Source organism: Acinetobacter sp. LipI_19 (assembly GCF_058242925.1).
In genome coordinates, this window is sequence record NZ_JBZAYK010000001.1 from 1,874,669 (window position 1) to 1,892,101 (window position 17,433).

A 17,433-nucleotide genomic window follows, 5' to 3' on the forward strand; every position below is an offset into this window, starting at 1 on the left:
TTTAAAAAAGGGCCAAGCAAGATTATACAATCAGACCTAGCCACTTTTCCACAAGGAGAAAACATCTATATCAATGTTTTAACAATGACACAGGATCAATATTTTGCACCATCTGTAAACGTTGATCAGCATAAATATCGGTATATGGCGCAAGAACACGCATAAAACGATCAAAATATAGCATTTGCTTAAATAATAACGCGAAGTCTCGTGGGAAACGAATACCATGACGCTCGCCTACACCCACCATATCCATCATGATGTCATTTAAATCTGATGGATTAGACGTCATAATTTTTTGTGGATCTGCAAGTAGTACCCCACTAAATAGACGCTCTAAATCTTCTGCCAAAACCTGAGTATCGACTTGAGTACTGGTCATACCCATACCCAACATATTTTCAGCCATCAACGTGTAATCTGTCTTTTGCAAAGCATCCATAAATGCCATACATGCTTGCCAAACTTCAGGTTTTAACTGTCCTACGATACCAAAATCAATAAAACCAATACGGCCATCTTCAAGTAACATCAGATTACCCGCATGCAAATCGGCATGGAAAGACTGGCATAACATTAAACTACCAAACCAAGTATTCATGGCGGTAATCAGCACTTGAGATGGATCTTTCGCGACTTTTCTGACTACATCAAAATCAGTCAGTGGCACACCATACAAGCGTTGCATGGTGAGTACACGGCGTGTTGAAAATTGATGATAGACCTTTGGAGCTGTTGCTGCCGTGTTTTGAGATACATTGAGATAATTCACAAAATCATCCAAATTTTGTGCTTCTTCAATGAAATCAACTTCACGCACCATACGTGTTTTAATTTCATCAACAATATCTGCCAATGAAGCAAATTTTACTTTTGGAATCGCTTTTTCCAAAACCTTGGTTGCCCAGTGCAATACATTTAAATCGGTATAAAGAATAGTTTCTACACCAGGTTTTTGCACTTTAATTACAACATCTTCACCAGTCACCAATTTGGCAGCATGAACCTGGGCAATAGATGCTGAAGCAAGAGGCTTTTCATCGATAGATGCAAAGATTTCACTTAAATTACGCCCAGCAAATTCTTGTTCCAACACGCCCTGAACATAGCTAAAAGGTAAATAAGGCGTTTGGTCTAAACAGCCTTGAAACTCTTCAACATATTCACGAGGAAATAAAGATGGCGTACTGGCAATAAATTGACCCAATTTAATATAAGTTGAGCCTAATGATTCAAAGGTTTCACGCATCAGTTTGGCATTACTTGGTTTTTCAGTGGCATATTTAATACCTGCTTTGGCCGCGATAACAGCAGTTTCCCCAACTCGGGCAACTGAACGTAGACCATCTAAAAAGATATTATTTTTCATAATGTCAACATTAAATTGAATTTGTATAAGTGTAGCAAATTAATCAGCATTTGCAGTATGGCTTGCCTGACAGTTTGTACAATCTCTATCTTTTTCAAAGGCTAAAATTCGTTGTTTCATTGTTAACCCATCCCATAGCAACAGTTTTTGCTTCAATGGGGTTTTCGCTAAACCTAAAAATAGAAGAGCATGATGTGCCTGTAAACTTGCCATGACATTGGGTGTGGTGGCTAATACACCTGAGTCAGCACAGCGAAGACTTTCATTATGCTGTTGCGCTTTGGGAAATAAGCATTCATAACAAGCTGAATCACCATCAATCATAAAGAGCTGACCTTGAAAACCAATCGCAGAAGCGCTAATCAATGGAACATGCAGCTGGGTACAAATGTGGTTCACCAGATAACGGGTGGTAAAGTTATCACAACCATCTAAAACTAAATCCTGCTGAGCAATCAAAGCTTGCGCATTATTTTCATCCAATTTACTGATATAACTTTCTACTTGGATAAAAGGATTAATTGTTTGCAATCTCTTGGCCAATATCTCTGCTTTATAAAATCCTACATCTTGCTCAACATAAGCAATTTGTCTTTGTAAATTACTCATTTCAATTGTATCAGCATCAATCAGACTAATTTTCCCAATACCTGCACGTGCCAACAATTCGGCAGTGGTACACCCTATTCCACCGCAACCAACAATCAGTACATTGGCGAGTTTTAATTTTTCCTGTGCCTCAATATCCCAACCATCAAGTAAAATTTGACGAGAATAGAGATGCATTTCAGATTCGGTAAGTTCTAGATCATGTTCAAGCATTGGTGGATAAACTTTTCAATTTTAAACAGTATAAAGTAAAAACTTTATAGATGAGAAATAACTAAAAATAAGCTTCAATCCTTGTGATTAAGCTTTATCAATTAGCTCAATGTTTTCAACAGCCCATTCGCAAGTGCATTAGGATATGGACCAACCCAGAATACTTTCAGAATTAAACTGATTCATTTTCTATAAATTATATTTTTATGATATTTATTCTCAAAATTCATTCAAATATTGAAAAAATATAAAAATCAATCTACATTAATACAGAAAATTTTTTCAAGCTGGATAAAAATATGGAATTGGATCGTTACGACAAACAAATTTTAGAAATTTTAACTCATGAAGACATCAATCTAAATGAATTGTCAGAACGTATTAACCTATCTGTAAGTTCTGTTCATCGTCGTATCAAACACTTGATCGAAACCGATATCATGACCAATCTAAAGCGTGATATTAATTTTGAAAAGTTAGGCTTTAAATTACATGTCATTTTACAAATTTCCCTAAGTAAACATGACACAGATACCTTTGCTAAATTTTTAGAAGAACTCGAAAACATCCCTGAAGTGATTAACGCCTTTTTAGTGACTGGGCAAACCGCCGATTTCCTTGTCGAAGTGATCGCAAAAGATATGGAGAATTACAGTGAAATTTTACTCAAGCGAATTGGTAAAATTGAGCATGTGGTTGCACTACATTCAAGCTTCGTGATTAAAGAATATAAACATGTGTTTAATTGTACTGGCCTACTCAATCGAATTTAAATTTTGTATTGAACCAGTTTAGCTTTTGCATGGTGCATCCAACCAAATTAAAACCAATAAAGTAAAGCTACTCTCATTGGTCTTAAACATTTATTTTATGATGTTTTAGAAAGGTAGAATTTAGAATCAAAGATATCACATTGTATTTGAATGGATCTTTTTATGAGATTTTATTTAGCTGAAGAATATCAACCCCAATGTAATGCACGGTTTGCGTATTATAAAACTCAAATCAATGCACTTTTAATCAATGCAAAAATTGAGCACATTGGTGCCTCTTCGATTCCCAATGCAATCTCTAAAGGAGATTTAGACGTTTATATTGCAGTGGATCAATCTGAATTTAATGATGCAATTCAAAAACTTTATCGATTAAATTTTCAAGAGAAATTAGAAACACTGAGAACAGATCAATTGTGTATGTTGGAATCGCTCAATGGTGATGATGTCGTCTTTCAACTTGTTGTTAATGGTTCTGAATTTGAGTCATTTATTAAATTTAGAGATACACTCAGGCAGTCCTCTAAACTGGTGCAAACTTACAATGATCTAAAAAAGCGTTGTGAAAATTTAGATATGATCGATTACCGGATTGAAAAAAATAAATTTATTTCCTCTGTTTTAAATCAGCAATAAATTTTCTCTCAATAAAAACGCACCCCAAGGTGCGTTTTATCTACTTAAATCAGACTTAACTGTCTAATTCAGCCAATACTTCATCTGTGAATTCAACGTTGGTATATACGTTTTGAACATCATCAAGATCTTCAAACATATCAATCATTTTAACAATGAGTTTTGCTTGATCCACATCAGCGATCAATGCTTTTGTAGATGGACTCATAACCACTTCTGCATTATCTGATTTTAACCCAGCAGCAGTTAATGCATCTTGTACATCACCAAAACTTTCAGGTGTAGTGATTACTAAGATTTCATCTTCGTTCACTTCGATATCTTCAGCTCCAGCTTCCAAAGCCACATCCATGATTTTGTCTTCTAAAGAAACATCTTCAAAAGTAATCTCACCACGTTTGGTAAACAAATATGCCACTGAGCCTGCTGTACCTAAGTTACCATTGGTTTTAGAAAAACAATGACGAACATCAGGCACAGTACGATTAAGGTTATCTGTCATGGTTTCTACAATCACCGCAACACCACCAACACCATAACCTTCATAAGTGACTTCTTTTAAGTCATCGTTGTCTTCACCACCAGCACCACGTTGAATAGCACGGTTGATCGTGTCGCGTGTCATATTCACTGAAAGTGCTTTTTCGACAACAGCACGTAGACGAGGGTTACTTCCCACATCAGGACCGCCAAGTCTTGCTGCTGTGGTTAATTCACGAATATATTTGGTAAAAACTTTACCACGACTTGCATCTTGTTTTGCTTTGCGATGCTTAATATTGGCCCACTTGGAATGACCCGCCATGCGAAATATGCTCCTGTAGATTGGCTTTATGCCATATCAAATTGCGACAATTCTACCATAAGCACTTTTTTATGAGAAAGTGCTTATTTTTTAGATTTAATGCAAATTAAGAATTTTTTGCCTCAGGAATCATAATATCGAGTCCTGTATGTTCTTTATATAGACGTTTAATTTCTGCTAAGTCTTGATCTAGATCTGTTGGGTAAATCTTTCCAAAGATTCCACCTTGTTTTGTTTTTGAGTTTGCATACATCAAAACAATAGGAACACCAGCTGCTTTTGCGATATGCCAAAAACCAGTCCGAATCGGTTTACGAGCTTGCCCACGTTCTGCACGAGTCGCTTCTGGCGCAATCACCAAATTAAATTCGTCATTACTCTGAAATAGATCAACCATTTGTGAAACGACGTCTTTGTTTGACTTACGATCTACAGGAATGCCACCAATTTTTTCTAAAAATGGTTTCAATGGACCTTTAAATAATTCTTTTTTAATTAAAGTATGGATTTTAAGGTCATGAATTTGAAAAATTGCCAATGACAATACTGCATCCATCATGGAGGTATGTTCAAAACCGATGATCACTTGTTTTTTTTCTAATACACTTTGATTAACTTCATAGGACCAACCTGAGAGCTTAAAAGTAAGTTCTCCCAACAACTTTTTCATAACTACCTAACATAATAAAATCAGAATTTGCGAATTGTCCAAGTAAAAGCTTAAAAAGACAATCTCTATTGTGCTTATTTTTTACATTTATATATTTATTTTTGTCATTTTAAACACTTGTTTTGCACACAAAAATAGTCAGTTAAAAATGTAAAATTGTTAAACGCCTTACAGTACATTTAACTCAATTCAAATTCTAAATTAACAATAAAAAATAAATAAATTTAATTTGTATAAAAATTTAATTGATTTTTTCTATCTTGATTAAATCATTTCAACTCCTCTAATCCTAATTACACCCCCAGACGGAAGAGTTTTCAGGTAAAATAATTGCAAAATTTTTATGCTCCTTTTTCGCATAATTGCCTTATTTTTTATTTTGATTTACAGGTGAAAAGCATTTAAATTTATTTAGAAAAGCGATAAAAATAACTCCTTATTAATCATGCTCGATATTCACAATTTTAAATGTATCATCTTATACCGCAATCATCTAAGCAATATTGATGAAGATGGGAATCTTAAACCACGTAAAAATATTTTACTCTAAAAGAATTACAAGTCACCTTAAATAGATATACTTATTTAAATACATCTTAAGCATACCAATAAATGAGTACCTATGAATAATTTACTGCATATCTATGCATTTTGTGTAATCTTACTTTTTCTTAAAATGCTTGCAATCTCTTGTTATCAAGGATTTCACCGTATTAAGAATAAAGCGTTTAAAAATACCGAAGACGCTAATTTTGTCAGTGTAAAAGTTAGGCCAGAAGACTTGCCGCTGGTAGTTAGAGCGAGTCAAGCTTGGGCAAATGATTTAGAAAATATTCCCGTGTTTTGGGTGCTTGGAGCGCTTTGTATTGCATTAAACCTAAACAGTGATTTTATTGTCTGGGTATTTTGTATTTTTACGATTGCAAGATTCACACATACAGTCACCTATCTCAGTGCAATTCAACCATGGCGCAGTATTTCTTATGCTGTTGGAATAATCTGCCTCATTCTTTTGGCAATTAAAATCGTGATGAGATGTATTGGATTTTAAATAAATGCAAATCAATAGGCATTTATTTATCATTTTCTATTTTAGTTTAAGTTGTATTTTAGATCTTGAAAAATAATAAAATTTATATCGACAATTAATTAAAAAGATTTCATGAATAATAATTAAATTTAGATTTTCTAATTTATCCTGTAATTTTTTTAATATAATTAAGAGTAAAGTAAATTTATCAAAAAGTAAAACTATGTCACTATTTTGTAATACTTTATTTATATAAAAAATATACCTACAAATACATTGTTTTTAAACAACTCTATGATTTTATGTTTTTTATAATACTTTTCAACCATTATTTATTAGCTTTTAAGTCTTAATGCTATTTCTAAATTAGAGTTTTTACCCTACTTATTGGTTGTTTTATGTAATTTTAATAGTCTCATTTGTCAAGAAGACAGTGATTGTATTTAAAAAGGATGAATTCAAGTGAAAACAAAAAAGATCTTTCAAAAAGTCATAGTTACAACCTCACTATTTTGTATTGCGGGAATCAGCCAAGCTGAAGATTTTAAACGCTTCTCGGTTTCTTCAGGTTGGTTGCATATGTCATCAATGGGGAAAGCACAACCTTTTAGAATCAATACTTCTGTAGGTGATGGTACTAAAGCTTCCGTAGGTGTAATTTCAGGGAAAACCATTTTAGATAATGTTGATCAATCTCGCATTGATGCGATGGACCCCAACCTAATTAGCTTACTCAATGCACCCAGTAATGAAGAAGGACGCTATTTATTTGATGACCTGCTAGATGTAATCATGGCAGAAGATCCAACCTTAATAGACCAATTAACAGGAATTGCTGAAATCGATGGAATTGCCCACTGGTCAGCAGATGCTGGTTTGGAAGTTGAAGATGTAGACACGCTAGGTATGATGTTTACTTATAATGTCACAGACAATGTTGCCGTTCAATTGATTGCTGGGATTCCCCCAAAAGTTGACTTAAAAGGTAAAGGAACTGTCTATGCACCTTTTTCAGCGACTTCACAACCACTTCAGGGCCTAGTGGGCGATTTATATTTAAAAAACAATCTTTTAATTACAGATTTGGATAGTTATGACACTGCCGCATCTGCTAGAGCTTGGACGCCTGCAATACAAGCACAGTACTATTTTGGTAAATCTGGTATCAATAAGTTCAGACCATTTGTAGGTGCTGGTTTAATGTATGCCTACTTCAACGATATCGAAATCAATTCAGGAATTGAAAATGATTTGATACGTGCTGGACATATGATTCAAAATATTCATGATGGTAAAGCTGGGGCTTCTTTGGAGGGAAAACCATCGAGCGGCAATATGAAAGTTAAAGTAGATGCTACTGATACCATTGCGCCCATTGTTACAGCTGGTTTTACCTATGACTTTAAACAAAACTGGTTTGCAACTGCCTCTATTTCTTATGCGAAGTTAGACAATACGGCAACCATTACTGTCCTTAATACCAATAACAATGCCAAGCTTATTCAGGCTAAAACTAAAATTGAGATCGATCCACTGATCACTTACCTTGGTGTAGGTTATCGTTTCTAAGCCTATCTGTTAGAACTTGAAGCCATTACAGCAACTTAAAATACTGTAATGGCTTCATTTATAATTAATTTCAAAAATTACCATGTATAAAATTTAATTCATTAAGTAATTATTTTGACTGTCTTGTAGCCTTTTCATTTCAGACCAAGACTCACCCAAATATTTCATATAAGGTAAATATTCAAATCACATTTCAATAGGAAAGTATCAAATGACTTCTATCAATGTTGAAAGTATTAAGAATCATGCCGATGTTATTGCGTCTTGTGGAACCAAAGTTGGTGAGGTAGATCACCTTGTTGGTGCAGAGCAAATCAAGCTAACCAAACATGGAGATGGACATCATCATCTTATACCAACATCTTGGGTTGGTGAGATAAAAGGCGAAAAAGTTATCTTAACTAAAGATTCTCAAGAGGTTAAAGACGCTTGGCTAGAAGTATAGATTTGGCCGATTACAACTGAGTTATATTCAATTTTATATGTGTTTCATTGTACAGTAGATTGACACTTATTTGATATAAAACGCTCAATGAATTTCATCGAGCGTTTTATATTTGATTAAACCTTATTTTTAAGACTTTCGTGTCCTCATCCAATCTCAATTGGCGCTGTCTTTCATCTTCATTGATAAGGTCAAACCGGTTCTCCAAGTATTGAATTTCCTATTGATATTTTGCAAAAATGCAAAAAACATAAAGTTTAGAGCTGAACCTAAAACAATTTTATCTACTTGACCTGTGAATTTCTGATAGATCGCCATGCCGAGCGCACAAAAGGTTAAAACCATAAACATAAAGAAGCTAAATTTTAAAAAATTATCGAAGCTTTTTCCTTTAAACATAATCAAGAATACATATCATTATCATTTTTTAGCTTGTTATAGGAGATAGAAACTAATTTTCAAGTGATCCGTATTAATTTTGAACTAATAACGAGCAGCTATTTTTCTGACTTAGAATCTTCTTCAATCATTGTATTTAGATCCGCATGCAGGTCTAAGAATTTACTTTTACGTCTGTCTAAGTCAATTATACTTAATATTTGCCCTGTTTACATTTTGATATATTTTCCATTCTAGAAATTATGAGTAGCAATTGATAATGACTAACGGCTTAATATTTAAAAATAATACCCATAAATAATCCTATATAAGTTTTAAAAAACATCTTTATAACTCTATTATCTAATTTTTCAAAGTTAGCAGTTTATCTAACAAATAAAAAAATCCACCGAAGTGGATTTAAGCAGTTAAGAGTGGTGGGATTTTCTCCCACCTCCATCCTGCTTATTTACGGTCGCCCAAGCAATACGTTCCGCATCTTCATCCGAACGACCTTGTTTTTTCTCACTTTCATAAATATGTTGGGCTTGTCTTTTCTGCTTTGCAGTATATGCAGATTTATCTCCTACAGGCATAATCACTTCTCCATATAACGATAAATAATAGATATAAACATAGTTTTTATAGCATGGATTATTTTATTCGCTGTTTAGTGTTGTAAGTACTTGTGAATTTAAGTCATGCTTATTTATTTTTAATCAATATAGAATATCAATTAACACTATGTTTTTTATTTTTAAAATAACTAGCCCTTATTTTAAAGTATCATTTCATTCAATACTTAAAATTTCATTCAATCCACACTGCTCACTTTTTAACAACATTTATTCACACAGTAGTACTGAGATTAGTCCACCATATAAATTAATCACTTGATAAATCTTAGAGGTTAATATGCAACATGATAACAACCCATCAACCGCTCAAGAAAGGTCAGAAAAAGCACAAGAAAAGCGTAGGATCCCTAAATATATTTTACTCTTGGTGGGTCTATTTTTGCTTGCGATTGCGATCTATATGCTTGCGAGTTGGCAAGGCTAAGTTAGCGTAATTTGTAGCTATTTTTATAAGCTTAGCATTTTAGAAGTGCTTAAATTAAACTAAGAAAAGCAAGGTGTTTCCTTGCTTTTCTAATAGTGAATTAATTGAAATACTATTAAAATAAAAAATCTTTAATTAAGATTCTAATCACAATTTCAATACCACCCTTTTTAAAACGTTCTATTTTTGAATGTATAACCCATGATTGATTTTGATTTAAGAAACTTTAAATTGGAGTAATTTATAAAAGCTTCGTTTGCTGTACCAACTGTAGACTTTTCCTCTTGATATTTATAAGTTTTATAGTTGGTATTCACACCTACAACAAAGCCAATCAACTCATTGACTCGATAAATCGTATAACTAGGCTCCGATTGATCAATAAATGTCTTTGTCAGCTTTACTCTTGGTGTTGACCTATATAGAATCACTAGCTATCGCAATGCTAAATACTATATCAAGCTATTCTCTACAGTCTAATTGTAAAAAAAACTTGATAAACTCTAAAATCTTAGATAGTATTGCTGACGTTCCAAGTAGTTGATAATTAATCAATTCACTTGATAAAGGGCCTGTAGCTCAGTTGGTTAGAGCAGCGGACTCATAATCCGTTGGTCCCCAGTTCAAGTCTGGGCGGGCCCACCATATTAAACAACCACTTAGGATGATTATCACCAAGTGGTTTTTTTGTGCCTACAGCTATGTAAGCATTATGTAAGCAATAAAAATAAATATGGAATTTTCTAAAAATGAAAAACTGGATCTACTTCTACATTAAATACATTTTACAAATTGGTGTACCTTTCAAACAGTATCAAGGGTATGGTATTTATAAAGAATTGTTTGTTTTTTGGTTGGAGAATAAGAAATGTGCTCAAACTATGAAATTCCCACCCGACAAGCCATTACCCTACTTGATGTCGAACCTAATCAGTTAGATCTTGAATTAAAGTCACATATTTATCCAGGCTATCATGCACCGATAATCATGCGTGGGTTTGATTTAGATATTGGTAAATTCGGTCTATTGCCATCGTGGGCAAAAGACTTCAAGTTCAGCTCTCATACTTATAATGCTCGAACTGAAACTGTCGCAGAAAAACCAAGCTTTCGACACGCTTGGAAATACAGTAAATTTTGTCTTGTGCCTGTGCAAGAATTTTACGAGCCAAAATATATTGACGGTAAACCACATTGGTACACAATCAAGCGAAAAGATGATCAGCCATTTACAGTCGCTGCCATTTATGAGGACGCTGTAATTAAAGACTCAAAAGTAAGATCATTTTCGATGCTTACGATCAATTCTGACAATCATCAGTTCATGAAGCAATTTCACGCGCCAAATGACGAAAAAAGATCGATCATTGTAATTCCTGAAGAGTATCGAAATGATTGGCTCAATGTAGACCGTGAAAATGCACATGAATATTTTTTTGAAATGCGTGATGAGTTTGTCACTTTTCCCCGTGACCATTCATCTGAAGTAGCTAAACAAAGTGATCTATTTTAGATCAGCTATGATTATCCACAACTTTTAAATTTGAAATTTTAAAACATACAAACTAAACTCTTGAATATGTAACGTAATCAAGTGGTGGTTCTATGGATACTAAATTAGATGACAGTTCATCAAAAGCAAAGTTGTTAAAGCTAAATGAAGCAAGTCTAGCCCACTTGAAAGACTCAAAAGTAATTGATATCAAAGCATATTCATCTAAATCAAGATGCCTATCTGATATATCCAATATCTCATCTTTTCAAGCAATTACAAAATATTCTATTCCTCTTGTTCTCAATAAAATTGCTGCTGGCTTCCCTTCGCCGGCTGAAGATTACATAGACAAGACTGTCGATATGAATGACCTTCTAATTTCAAATAAAGAAGCGACATTCATTGTTCAAGTTGAATCGCTTTCCATGAAAGATATTGGGATCGATATAAATGACTATTTGATTGTTGATAGAAGCATTCGCTCACAGCACCAAGATATTGTTATCGCATTCATTGATAATGATTTCACCGTGAAAAGAATGATGATTACACAAAGAATGTCTCATCAAGAATTGTTTGATATTTTTCATAATGAAAATGATCTTAGAAATTTACCAGCTGTTTGGCTCAAACCTGAAAACATCGAATACAAACCCATCCTCCCACGAAATGAGCAAGAATTAGTAATTTGGGGTGTTGTCACAAAAGTTATTAAGAACTTCAAATGAAACATGAAGAAAAGATATTTGCTCTTATTGATATCAATAATTGCTATGTCTCGTGTGAACGTTTCTTTAACCCGAAGCTTAATAATGTCCCTGTCATAGTTTTATCAAATAACGATGGGTGTGCAGTTGCTAGATCAAATGAAGCGAAAGCAATGGGGATAAAGATGGGCGTTCCTCTCTTTCAGATCAAAGATGTAGTTCAGAAAAATCATGTACAGGTTCTTTCAAGCAACTACGCGATATATGCTGAAATGTCACGTAGATTTCATTCAATCTTAGCCGGATATGTCGCACCACATGAGCAAGAGATTTACAGCATAGATGAATGTTTTCTGGATATGACAAGCTTTAAACATAACTATGATTTGGTGGAATATTGCCAAGGTATGCGCGAACGTATCCAAGAATGGATAGGTTTACCGGTTTCGATCGGAATCGGCCGCAGTAAGACTGAAGCTAAGATCGGTAATCACATGGCTAAGAAAGGAAAAAGATTTAATGGGGTGTGTGATTTAGCAAATATGGCCCCAAGGCACCGTGATTATTTTTGGTCGCTGGTTGAGGTTGGCGAAGTATGGGGAGTAGGGAGAAAGCAGAATAAAAAGCTGAACGATATGGGGATTAAGACTGTTTTAGATTTATCTAAAGCGAATCCTCCAATCATGGGAAAAATGTTCACTGTCTGCATGCAGAGAACGGTTTTAGAGCTTCAAGGTATCTCATGTATGCCAATCGATGATCAGCCAAAACCAAAGCAGCAAATAGTGGCTAGTCGTTCTTTTGGAGTGAAAATCACTGAGCTACAAGACCTTAAAGAAGCAATGTCGAAGTATGTACAGGATGCTGTTGGGCGCTTGAGAAAAGAAAAACTATTGTGCGGTGTTATTACGGCTTTTGTTCAATCAAATCCTTTTGATGCATCAATGCCCTATTACAGCAAAGCACAGACTTATAAGTTTGCTGAACCAACTGATTGTGTTTTAGATTTGGTTGAAGTTGCTTACTTACTTTTGGAAAGAATTTATAAACCAGACATTAAATATAAGAAGTGTGGCGTTTTTTATTCAGAGTTAATTCAGAAAACAAACCATATTCCCGATCTGCTTTCAGATCATGAACAACGAATACAGAATGAAAATTTGATGCAGGCCTATGAAGAAATTCAAACAAAATTTGGCAAAGCTAAGATTTCTGTAGGTCCTTGTTATTTTAAAGATCGAAAGTGGTCAATGAGTCGAGATATGTTGTCTAAGAATTATTTTACGAAGAATGGGATGATTAAAGTTAGGTAAAATTTAAATAGGATGAATTTCTACAAATTTATAGATAGAATAATCATATCTGATCTTATTTGAAACTGAACATGAAAGATGACGTTAAAAAAATGCTTGTAAATACTTTTGGAAGAATTTCATACCTATTTGTAATCTTTTTTTTCTTTATTTTTATTTTATACACGCATAACAATCTAAATGATCCTTTGAAAGAAGCATGGACAACCAGCCTAACTTTTCTTTCTATTTTAGCAACAATATCAGCTACTATTGTTGCTTCTACATTATTTATAGATTGGACTAGAAATGCAGCATATACTAGAAATGAAAATATAATAAATGAATTTTGGGGTTATTATATTGAATCAAAAATAGATCTTGTTTCACTTCAAGATCTATTAAAAAGACCTACCTATAGTAACAATATCCTAAAAATCACTGAACTATTTGATTCTATAAATAACAAACTTACTAGACTATATTTTTACCAACAGAAACTTGAAATAATGCTTGAAATTGAGATTGAAGATCATATATTCTCCGAGATTGAAGAAATTATAAAGCAGTACATACTTATTCTTGATGTCCACAACTTTAACTTAAACCTATTTCTTATCGAAGATCAAAAACTAATCGACAGATTAAACATATTACAACCTAAGCTATTAAAGTATATGAAAGAGTTAAATGAAAAAAACTTAAAATAATTAAGTTAAAACTCTCAATTAAACAATTAAAATCAATATTTTGGCTAGATTAAAGTGAGTGATTTATTTTACAAATGATCAGTTTAGCAATAAATATTTTTAATGGATTTAAACAATAATTTCACAAGTCTTTTCATAAATACTTAAATTTATCTTTAGTCTAGGTTAAAAATTTAAAAATAGTAAGCATTAGTAAAATTCTAAGGTAGTAATGAAAAATAATTTTTAATTTAATATTATTTGGAATATCATTCCTATTGTCAATCTACCCATATAATGAATTAATCATGAATAATATTTTTAAAGCTCTTGGTAGCATTCATCCATTAAAAATAGGTTTAAGTTATTTAGCACTAATTATTATTTCAGCATTCTTATTGTATTTGTGCCCAGAGTTTAAGTTGATTTCTTCAACCATCAATGATCCAAATAGCTTCTCATCATCTATTTATTTCACTCTTGTAACCATTACAACACTAGGATATGGAGATATCTTACCTGACAACGAGTTAACCAGAATTTTAGTAATTTTTGTTTCTTTTTCTGGGGTAGCTTTAACTGGTTTATTCTTGAACTCGCTGGCTCACACAATTTCTAAAATCACACAATTGGAAGATGCAAAAAAGGTGAAAAGTGAAAAACTTGAAAATGAAGTCGAAAGATTTATGGATTTAGCTATACTTTTAAAACAAAATTTTGATGACTTTAAGTTAGCAGCAACTAGTTTAATTACACCTTGGGAAAAATACAGTGCAATCATTGATACATCACCACTCATGAAATTGGATTTTAAAATAAATGATTTGAAAGATTTATTTAAAATTAATACTTTAAGAAAATTCCCGCTTTCAAAAACTAAAATAGAAGTATTTTATAGTAATTTTGATATATTAAATAACAACTTAGATCAATTATTAAAATTAGGTTACTTTAACTTCAATAAAGAATTATTGCAGCTTGTTATTAATTATTTAAGCAGTTCAAAACTAATTGATACAAGAGATAATATTTTACATTTCGCTAGATCAAATCAAGAAACAAAAGAATCAATACACCTTATGCTTTCAACTGCAAAAGAAGATGTTCAAATTACGGAAATGGCCAACGTAATAGATGATTATATTGTTCTAATGGGTCAAATTCAACAAACTGTCAATTTAATATTAAATATTGAAAGCCTGATAGCTTTAATTCAAAAGACAAAAATATTATGAGTAAAATTTATTCTTCGAATCATTCAAAGCGCTACACTCATTGTATTTAGCAACTGTATCAATGATCCATAGCGTGATTTCTTTGCCCTGCCCTGACTCTAATTTTAGGAGTTAGGCATGCGATCAATTACGGATAATATTTTTTAAAAGTTATCTAATTTCAACAACTTATACTAGGAATAACTTTAATTGAAAAATTAGGTTATTCTAGTAGATATTTAATCAATGCCTTATTTGAGATATTAAATGAAAATGTATATTTTAAGTATTTTATTTATCATTTGTGGGAATTCATATGCAAACAGTGACTCTCAACCTGATGACTATAGCTATCAAGATGTTATAAAATATAGGAAAATGCTAAACAAAATACCTGAAGATAAGTTTCTTACCAATACTCTTTCAAGTCTTTATGCAATCCCTCCAGAAATAAATAAAAACACTATACTTAGACCTAACGACATTATTTTAAAAAATGATAATACTATTACTGTTTGGTTTACTCAAAAAGTTTTAAAAGATGGACCTATTTTGCAGTCAATTAAACTCAGAACTGGAGATAAATTAAAACAACAATACAATATCGACTGTTATAACTATAGTTCAGCCTTACTGAATATGATTGTTTATCGAGGAGATAGCGTTTTAACAAGCCAAAAAGAATCCTACATTTATTTTAATGATATAACCCCCCAAACAGTATTAGCATCTGTTGCGACGAGAGCATGCATGTTTCAAACTGCATTAGAAAGAAAAAAAGCACTAACAAGTGAATAAGCATTAAATGCAGAAAAGCTTTAACTATTTATATTTTGAATAATGCTAAATTATGCTCAATGATCATTAGACTAAATTTCCCATCATTCAGAAGGCCATGCCTCCCTCAATCTTTCTGCATCAGCTGCGTGTCCATCAGCTTTTTCTGCCACTGTTCGATATTCAGTGACGCACTTTTCGAGTATGTCACTGTTGGCAGTGGAGTATTCAATGATGGTTTCTTTGGAGGCACTGGGCAAGCGGTTGCTTGCAATTTTGAGTTGCTTTGACAGGCTGTTAGCGCTGGCACTAGCAAGGCGACTATCAGACTCAATTTGTTTAATTTTAGCATTATAGTTTTGCTCCGCTTTTAACTGTTGTTCAGACCATTGTTTTTCTTTGATTGCTGCAGAAGCTTTAGCTTGTTCTGCCAGTGCTTTGGCTTCAGCAGCTTCTGTTTTGTATTTTGCATTCAATAATGTGTATTCGCTTTTAAAGTGGTTTACACGCCATGATTGAACACCTGCAGTTGTTATGGCCAACAATAAAAAAACCGCCATTGTGATAATGACGGTTTCATAAAATTTCGCTAAGAATGCTTGCATTTATAGTTCCTCAACTTCTGGCAGATCAACAGTTTGACCAGCCAATTGATGATGGCAATCAGAGAGAAATTGAATCTGACCATTTCTAATAAATGAATGACATTGATTTGCATGACCACTGTTGACCATCAAACTTGGGCTAAAAGTTGGCTTATCTAAATTCCCATCAAACTCCCAACGTATTTTATGCTGTGGACTAACATGTAAGGGATGAAGATAATTACAGCCAGGACATTCAATGAAGTAGATCCCATTCGATTCAAGCATGACATTGCTTACTTTTTTGAATTCGCTCATCTACTGCGCCCCCATACATTTCTTATGCCGCTCAACTTGTCGAGTCCAAACCCCATAACATCCGTTAGATCGGATTGAGCAATCACGCTTGGCAACATATTTATATTTCAGTAAAGATGAACAAGCTTGTTTATATTGCCCTGCTTTCAAATTACGAAGCATCGATGACCCATTCCAATTGACTTGACCATAGTTGTAAACGAAGTCTAGGTACACATCATATTCAGTCTGAGTAAGCTTCACGCCTGATAATGATTTGCGAAATGCAACTTCATCCTTGGCAATATGAGCCTTGGCAATTTGAACCGCACGTTCCTTTGTAATGGGCTTATCAGTCATTTTGACCTTGGTACCATTTTCATATGATGTTGACCCGATACCTATTGTTGCAACTTTAGCGCTATCTAAATATGGCTTTGATTTGTACCCCTCATAGCCAATTAAAGATGCAAAAAAAGCAGCCGAAGCTGCTAGACCAACTGCCCAAACTTTAGTTTTTGACATTACATTCATCCTTTAATTTTAAGATTCGTAATTGATGTTCTGCTTTACGCATTTCGTGCTCTACTTTTTCGCGTCGATTTTTAGCAATCGCAAAGTACAGCTGAATAAATAAGCCTATCAATGCCACACATAAACCGCCCCAAGCGATTACATCAACCTTGGCCAAGAATGCGAAGAATGATGTTGCGCCACTTGTAACCGTAACTTTTTGAGTGATTGCGACCGCACTCGCTTCAATTGCTGCCTGTGTTTCAGACATGTAACCCCCTATTTTTGGCAATAAAAAAGCACCCC

21 protein-coding genes and 1 tRNA gene are annotated in these 17,433 nt (G+C 33.4%); 13 read left to right on the forward strand and 9 right to left on the reverse strand.

Annotation, left to right across the window (positions count from 1 at the left end):
• Nucleotides 1-70 precede the first annotated feature (70 nt).
• Both AC4CVF_RS09040 and AC4CVF_RS09045 read right to left on the reverse strand, forming a co-directional pair.
• Nucleotides 71-1,369: an ABC1 kinase family protein gene (locus AC4CVF_RS09040; RefSeq protein ID WP_336953054.1), complete on the reverse strand. Its 1,299-nt coding sequence runs from the start codon at nucleotides 1,367-1,369 to the stop codon at nucleotides 71-73.
• Nucleotides 1,370-1,408: 39 nt separating this feature from the next.
• On the reverse strand, nucleotides 1,409-2,191 hold the full coding sequence (locus AC4CVF_RS09045) for a HesA/MoeB/ThiF family protein (protein WP_336953056.1): 783 nt from the start codon (nucleotides 2,189-2,191) through the stop codon (nucleotides 1,409-1,411).
• 299 nt (nucleotides 2,192-2,490) lie between these two features.
• Between AC4CVF_RS09045 and AC4CVF_RS09050 the strand changes: the two genes are divergently transcribed.
• Both AC4CVF_RS09050 and AC4CVF_RS09055 read left to right on the forward strand, forming a co-directional pair.
• Nucleotides 2,491-2,964: an Lrp/AsnC family transcriptional regulator gene (locus tag AC4CVF_RS09050; protein WP_336953058.1), complete on the forward strand. Its 474-nt coding sequence runs from the start codon at nucleotides 2,491-2,493 to the stop codon at nucleotides 2,962-2,964.
• Nucleotides 2,965-3,126: 162 nt separating this feature from the next.
• On the forward strand, nucleotides 3,127-3,600 hold the full coding sequence (locus AC4CVF_RS09055; protein WP_419359281.1) for a GrpB family protein: 474 nt from the start codon (nucleotides 3,127-3,129) through the stop codon (nucleotides 3,598-3,600).
• Between the two features lie 55 nt (nucleotides 3,601-3,655).
• Here the strand turns inward: AC4CVF_RS09055 and AC4CVF_RS09060 are convergent, their stop codons facing one another.
• Nucleotides 3,656-4,405, reverse strand: coding sequence for a YebC/PmpR family DNA-binding transcriptional regulator (locus AC4CVF_RS09060; protein ID WP_004821088.1), 750 nt, complete (start codon nucleotides 4,403-4,405; stop codon nucleotides 3,656-3,658).
• Between the two features lie 106 nt (nucleotides 4,406-4,511).
• On the reverse strand, nucleotides 4,512-5,075 hold the full coding sequence (locus AC4CVF_RS09065; RefSeq protein ID WP_336953062.1) for a 1-acyl-sn-glycerol-3-phosphate acyltransferase: 564 nt from the start codon (nucleotides 5,073-5,075) through the stop codon (nucleotides 4,512-4,514).
• A gap of 622 nt (nucleotides 5,076-5,697) precedes the next feature.
• Here AC4CVF_RS09065 and AC4CVF_RS09070 point away from each other — a divergent pair.
• From AC4CVF_RS09070 to AC4CVF_RS09080, 3 genes are all read left to right on the forward strand, one after another.
• Complete coding sequence (locus AC4CVF_RS09070) at nucleotides 5,698-6,126, forward strand: MAPEG family protein (RefSeq protein ID WP_419359284.1); 429 nt, start codon at nucleotides 5,698-5,700, stop codon at nucleotides 6,124-6,126.
• Between the two features lie 441 nt (nucleotides 6,127-6,567).
• Nucleotides 6,568-7,674, forward strand: a complete 1,107-nt coding sequence (locus tag AC4CVF_RS09075) for an OmpW/AlkL family protein (protein WP_419820510.1) — start codon at nucleotides 6,568-6,570, stop codon at nucleotides 7,672-7,674.
• Between the two features lie 211 nt (nucleotides 7,675-7,885).
• On the forward strand, nucleotides 7,886-8,119 hold the full coding sequence (locus AC4CVF_RS09080) for a DUF2171 domain-containing protein (protein WP_419820511.1): 234 nt from the start codon (nucleotides 7,886-7,888) through the stop codon (nucleotides 8,117-8,119).
• 806 nt (nucleotides 8,120-8,925) lie between these two features.
• On the opposite strand, the gene AC4CVF_RS09085 is transcribed toward AC4CVF_RS09080, so the two are convergent.
• Nucleotides 8,926-9,093, reverse strand: a complete 168-nt coding sequence (locus AC4CVF_RS09085) for a hypothetical protein (protein ID WP_419327405.1) — start codon at nucleotides 9,091-9,093, stop codon at nucleotides 8,926-8,928.
• A 319-nt stretch (nucleotides 9,094-9,412) separates the two neighbouring features.
• On the opposite strand from AC4CVF_RS09085, the gene AC4CVF_RS09090 reads away from it, so the two are divergent.
• The 8 genes from AC4CVF_RS09090 to AC4CVF_RS09125 all read left to right on the forward strand — a co-directional run bounded on the left by AC4CVF_RS09090 (nucleotide 9,413) and on the right by AC4CVF_RS09125 (nucleotide 15,754).
• Nucleotides 9,413-9,559 carry a hypothetical protein gene (locus tag AC4CVF_RS09090; protein WP_336953072.1) on the forward strand — a complete coding sequence of 49 codons (147 nt, stop codon included), beginning with the start codon at nucleotides 9,413-9,415 and terminating at the stop codon, nucleotides 9,557-9,559.
• Between the two features lie 568 nt (nucleotides 9,560-10,127).
• Nucleotides 10,128-10,204: transfer RNA gene (locus tag AC4CVF_RS09095), tRNA-Ile, on the forward strand.
• A gap of 223 nt (nucleotides 10,205-10,427) precedes the next feature.
• On the forward strand, nucleotides 10,428-11,072 hold the full coding sequence (locus AC4CVF_RS09100; RefSeq protein WP_490789225.1) for an SOS response-associated peptidase: 645 nt from the start codon (nucleotides 10,428-10,430) through the stop codon (nucleotides 11,070-11,072).
• Nucleotides 11,073-11,164: 92 nt separating this feature from the next.
• Nucleotides 11,165-11,782, forward strand: coding sequence for a LexA family protein (locus tag AC4CVF_RS09105; RefSeq protein WP_490789226.1), 618 nt, complete (start codon nucleotides 11,165-11,167; stop codon nucleotides 11,780-11,782).
• Nucleotides 11,779-13,074, forward strand: a complete 1,296-nt coding sequence (locus AC4CVF_RS09110; protein ID WP_490789227.1) for a Y-family DNA polymerase — start codon at nucleotides 11,779-11,781, stop codon at nucleotides 13,072-13,074. The genes AC4CVF_RS09105 and AC4CVF_RS09110 overlap by 4 nt, the downstream gene beginning before the upstream one ends.
• Nucleotides 13,075-13,145: 71 nt before the next feature.
• Nucleotides 13,146-13,763, forward strand: coding sequence for a hypothetical protein (locus AC4CVF_RS09115; RefSeq protein WP_490789228.1), 618 nt, complete (start codon nucleotides 13,146-13,148; stop codon nucleotides 13,761-13,763).
• A 287-nt stretch (nucleotides 13,764-14,050) separates the two neighbouring features.
• Entirely contained in the window at nucleotides 14,051-14,977 is a 927-nt protein-coding gene (locus tag AC4CVF_RS09120; protein ID WP_490789229.1) for a potassium channel family protein, read from the forward strand.
• A 246-nt stretch (nucleotides 14,978-15,223) separates the two neighbouring features.
• A complete protein-coding gene (locus AC4CVF_RS09125; protein WP_490789230.1) occupies nucleotides 15,224-15,754 on the forward strand; it encodes a hypothetical protein in 531 nt (176 codons plus the stop codon).
• Between the two features lie 83 nt (nucleotides 15,755-15,837).
• Here the strand turns inward: AC4CVF_RS09125 and AC4CVF_RS09130 are convergent, their stop codons facing one another.
• From AC4CVF_RS09130 to AC4CVF_RS09145, 4 genes are read right to left on the reverse strand one after another with little or no spacing between them, the layout of a single operon-like run.
• Nucleotides 15,838-16,338, reverse strand: coding sequence for a hypothetical protein (locus AC4CVF_RS09130; RefSeq protein ID WP_490789231.1), 501 nt, complete (start codon nucleotides 16,336-16,338; stop codon nucleotides 15,838-15,840).
• Nucleotides 16,339-16,635 carry a ubiquitination-like system serine protease family protein gene (locus tag AC4CVF_RS09135; RefSeq protein ID WP_490789232.1) on the reverse strand — a complete coding sequence of 99 codons (297 nt, stop codon included), beginning with the start codon at nucleotides 16,633-16,635 and terminating at the stop codon, nucleotides 16,339-16,341. It abuts the gene before it with no gap.
• Entirely contained in the window at nucleotides 16,636-17,139 is a 504-nt protein-coding gene (locus tag AC4CVF_RS09140) for a lysozyme (protein ID WP_490789233.1), read from the reverse strand.
• Entirely contained in the window at nucleotides 17,126-17,398 is a 273-nt protein-coding gene (locus AC4CVF_RS09145; RefSeq protein WP_004823278.1) for a holin, read from the reverse strand. Before AC4CVF_RS09145 ends, AC4CVF_RS09140 begins: the two co-directional genes overlap by 14 nt.
• Between the last annotated feature and the right edge of the window lie 35 nt (nucleotides 17,399-17,433).

Excerpts from the sequence above, each read along its gene's own strand:
- AC4CVF_RS09065 (WP_336953062.1), bottom strand. The coding sequence starts at position 5,075 with ATGAAAAAGTTGTTGGGAGAACTTACTTTTAAGCTCTCAGGTTGGTCC.
- AC4CVF_RS09110 (WP_490789227.1), top strand. The coding sequence starts at position 11,779 with ATGAAACATGAAGAAAAGATATTTGCTCTTATTGATATCAATAATTGC.
- AC4CVF_RS09050 (WP_336953058.1), top strand. The coding sequence starts at position 2,491 with ATGGAATTGGATCGTTACGACAAACAAATTTTAGAAATTTTAACTCAT.
- AC4CVF_RS09105 (WP_490789226.1), top strand. The coding sequence starts at position 11,165 with ATGGATACTAAATTAGATGACAGTTCATCAAAAGCAAAGTTGTTAAAG.
- AC4CVF_RS09070 (WP_419359284.1), top strand. The coding sequence starts at position 5,698 with ATGAATAATTTACTGCATATCTATGCATTTTGTGTAATCTTACTTTTT.
- AC4CVF_RS09140 (WP_490789233.1), bottom strand. The coding sequence starts at position 17,139 with ATGTCAAAAACTAAAGTTTGGGCAGTTGGTCTAGCAGCTTCGGCTGCT.
- AC4CVF_RS09130 (WP_490789231.1), bottom strand. The coding sequence starts at position 16,338 with ATGCAAGCATTCTTAGCGAAATTTTATGAAACCGTCATTATCACAATG.
- AC4CVF_RS09100 (WP_490789225.1), top strand. The coding sequence starts at position 10,428 with ATGTGCTCAAACTATGAAATTCCCACCCGACAAGCCATTACCCTACTT.
- AC4CVF_RS09055 (WP_419359281.1), top strand. The coding sequence starts at position 3,127 with ATGAGATTTTATTTAGCTGAAGAATATCAACCCCAATGTAATGCACGG.
- AC4CVF_RS09120 (WP_490789229.1), top strand. The coding sequence starts at position 14,051 with ATGAATAATATTTTTAAAGCTCTTGGTAGCATTCATCCATTAAAAATA.
- AC4CVF_RS09080 (WP_419820511.1), top strand. The coding sequence starts at position 7,886 with ATGACTTCTATCAATGTTGAAAGTATTAAGAATCATGCCGATGTTATT.
- AC4CVF_RS09115 (WP_490789228.1), top strand. The coding sequence starts at position 13,146 with ATGAAAGATGACGTTAAAAAAATGCTTGTAAATACTTTTGGAAGAATT.
- AC4CVF_RS09045 (WP_336953056.1), bottom strand. The coding sequence starts at position 2,191 with ATGCTTGAACATGATCTAGAACTTACCGAATCTGAAATGCATCTCTAT.
- AC4CVF_RS09145 (WP_004823278.1), bottom strand. The coding sequence starts at position 17,398 with ATGTCTGAAACACAGGCAGCAATTGAAGCGAGTGCGGTCGCAATCACT.
- AC4CVF_RS09040 (WP_336953054.1), bottom strand. The coding sequence starts at position 1,369 with ATGAAAAATAATATCTTTTTAGATGGTCTACGTTCAGTTGCCCGAGTT.
- AC4CVF_RS09060 (WP_004821088.1), bottom strand. The coding sequence starts at position 4,405 with ATGGCGGGTCATTCCAAGTGGGCCAATATTAAGCATCGCAAAGCAAAA.
- AC4CVF_RS09090 (WP_336953072.1), top strand. The coding sequence starts at position 9,413 with ATGCAACATGATAACAACCCATCAACCGCTCAAGAAAGGTCAGAAAAA.
- AC4CVF_RS09135 (WP_490789232.1), bottom strand. The coding sequence starts at position 16,635 with ATGAGCGAATTCAAAAAAGTAAGCAATGTCATGCTTGAATCGAATGGG.
- AC4CVF_RS09125 (WP_490789230.1), top strand. The coding sequence starts at position 15,224 with ATGAAAATGTATATTTTAAGTATTTTATTTATCATTTGTGGGAATTCA.
- AC4CVF_RS09085 (WP_419327405.1), bottom strand. The coding sequence starts at position 9,093 with ATGCCTGTAGGAGATAAATCTGCATATACTGCAAAGCAGAAAAGACAA.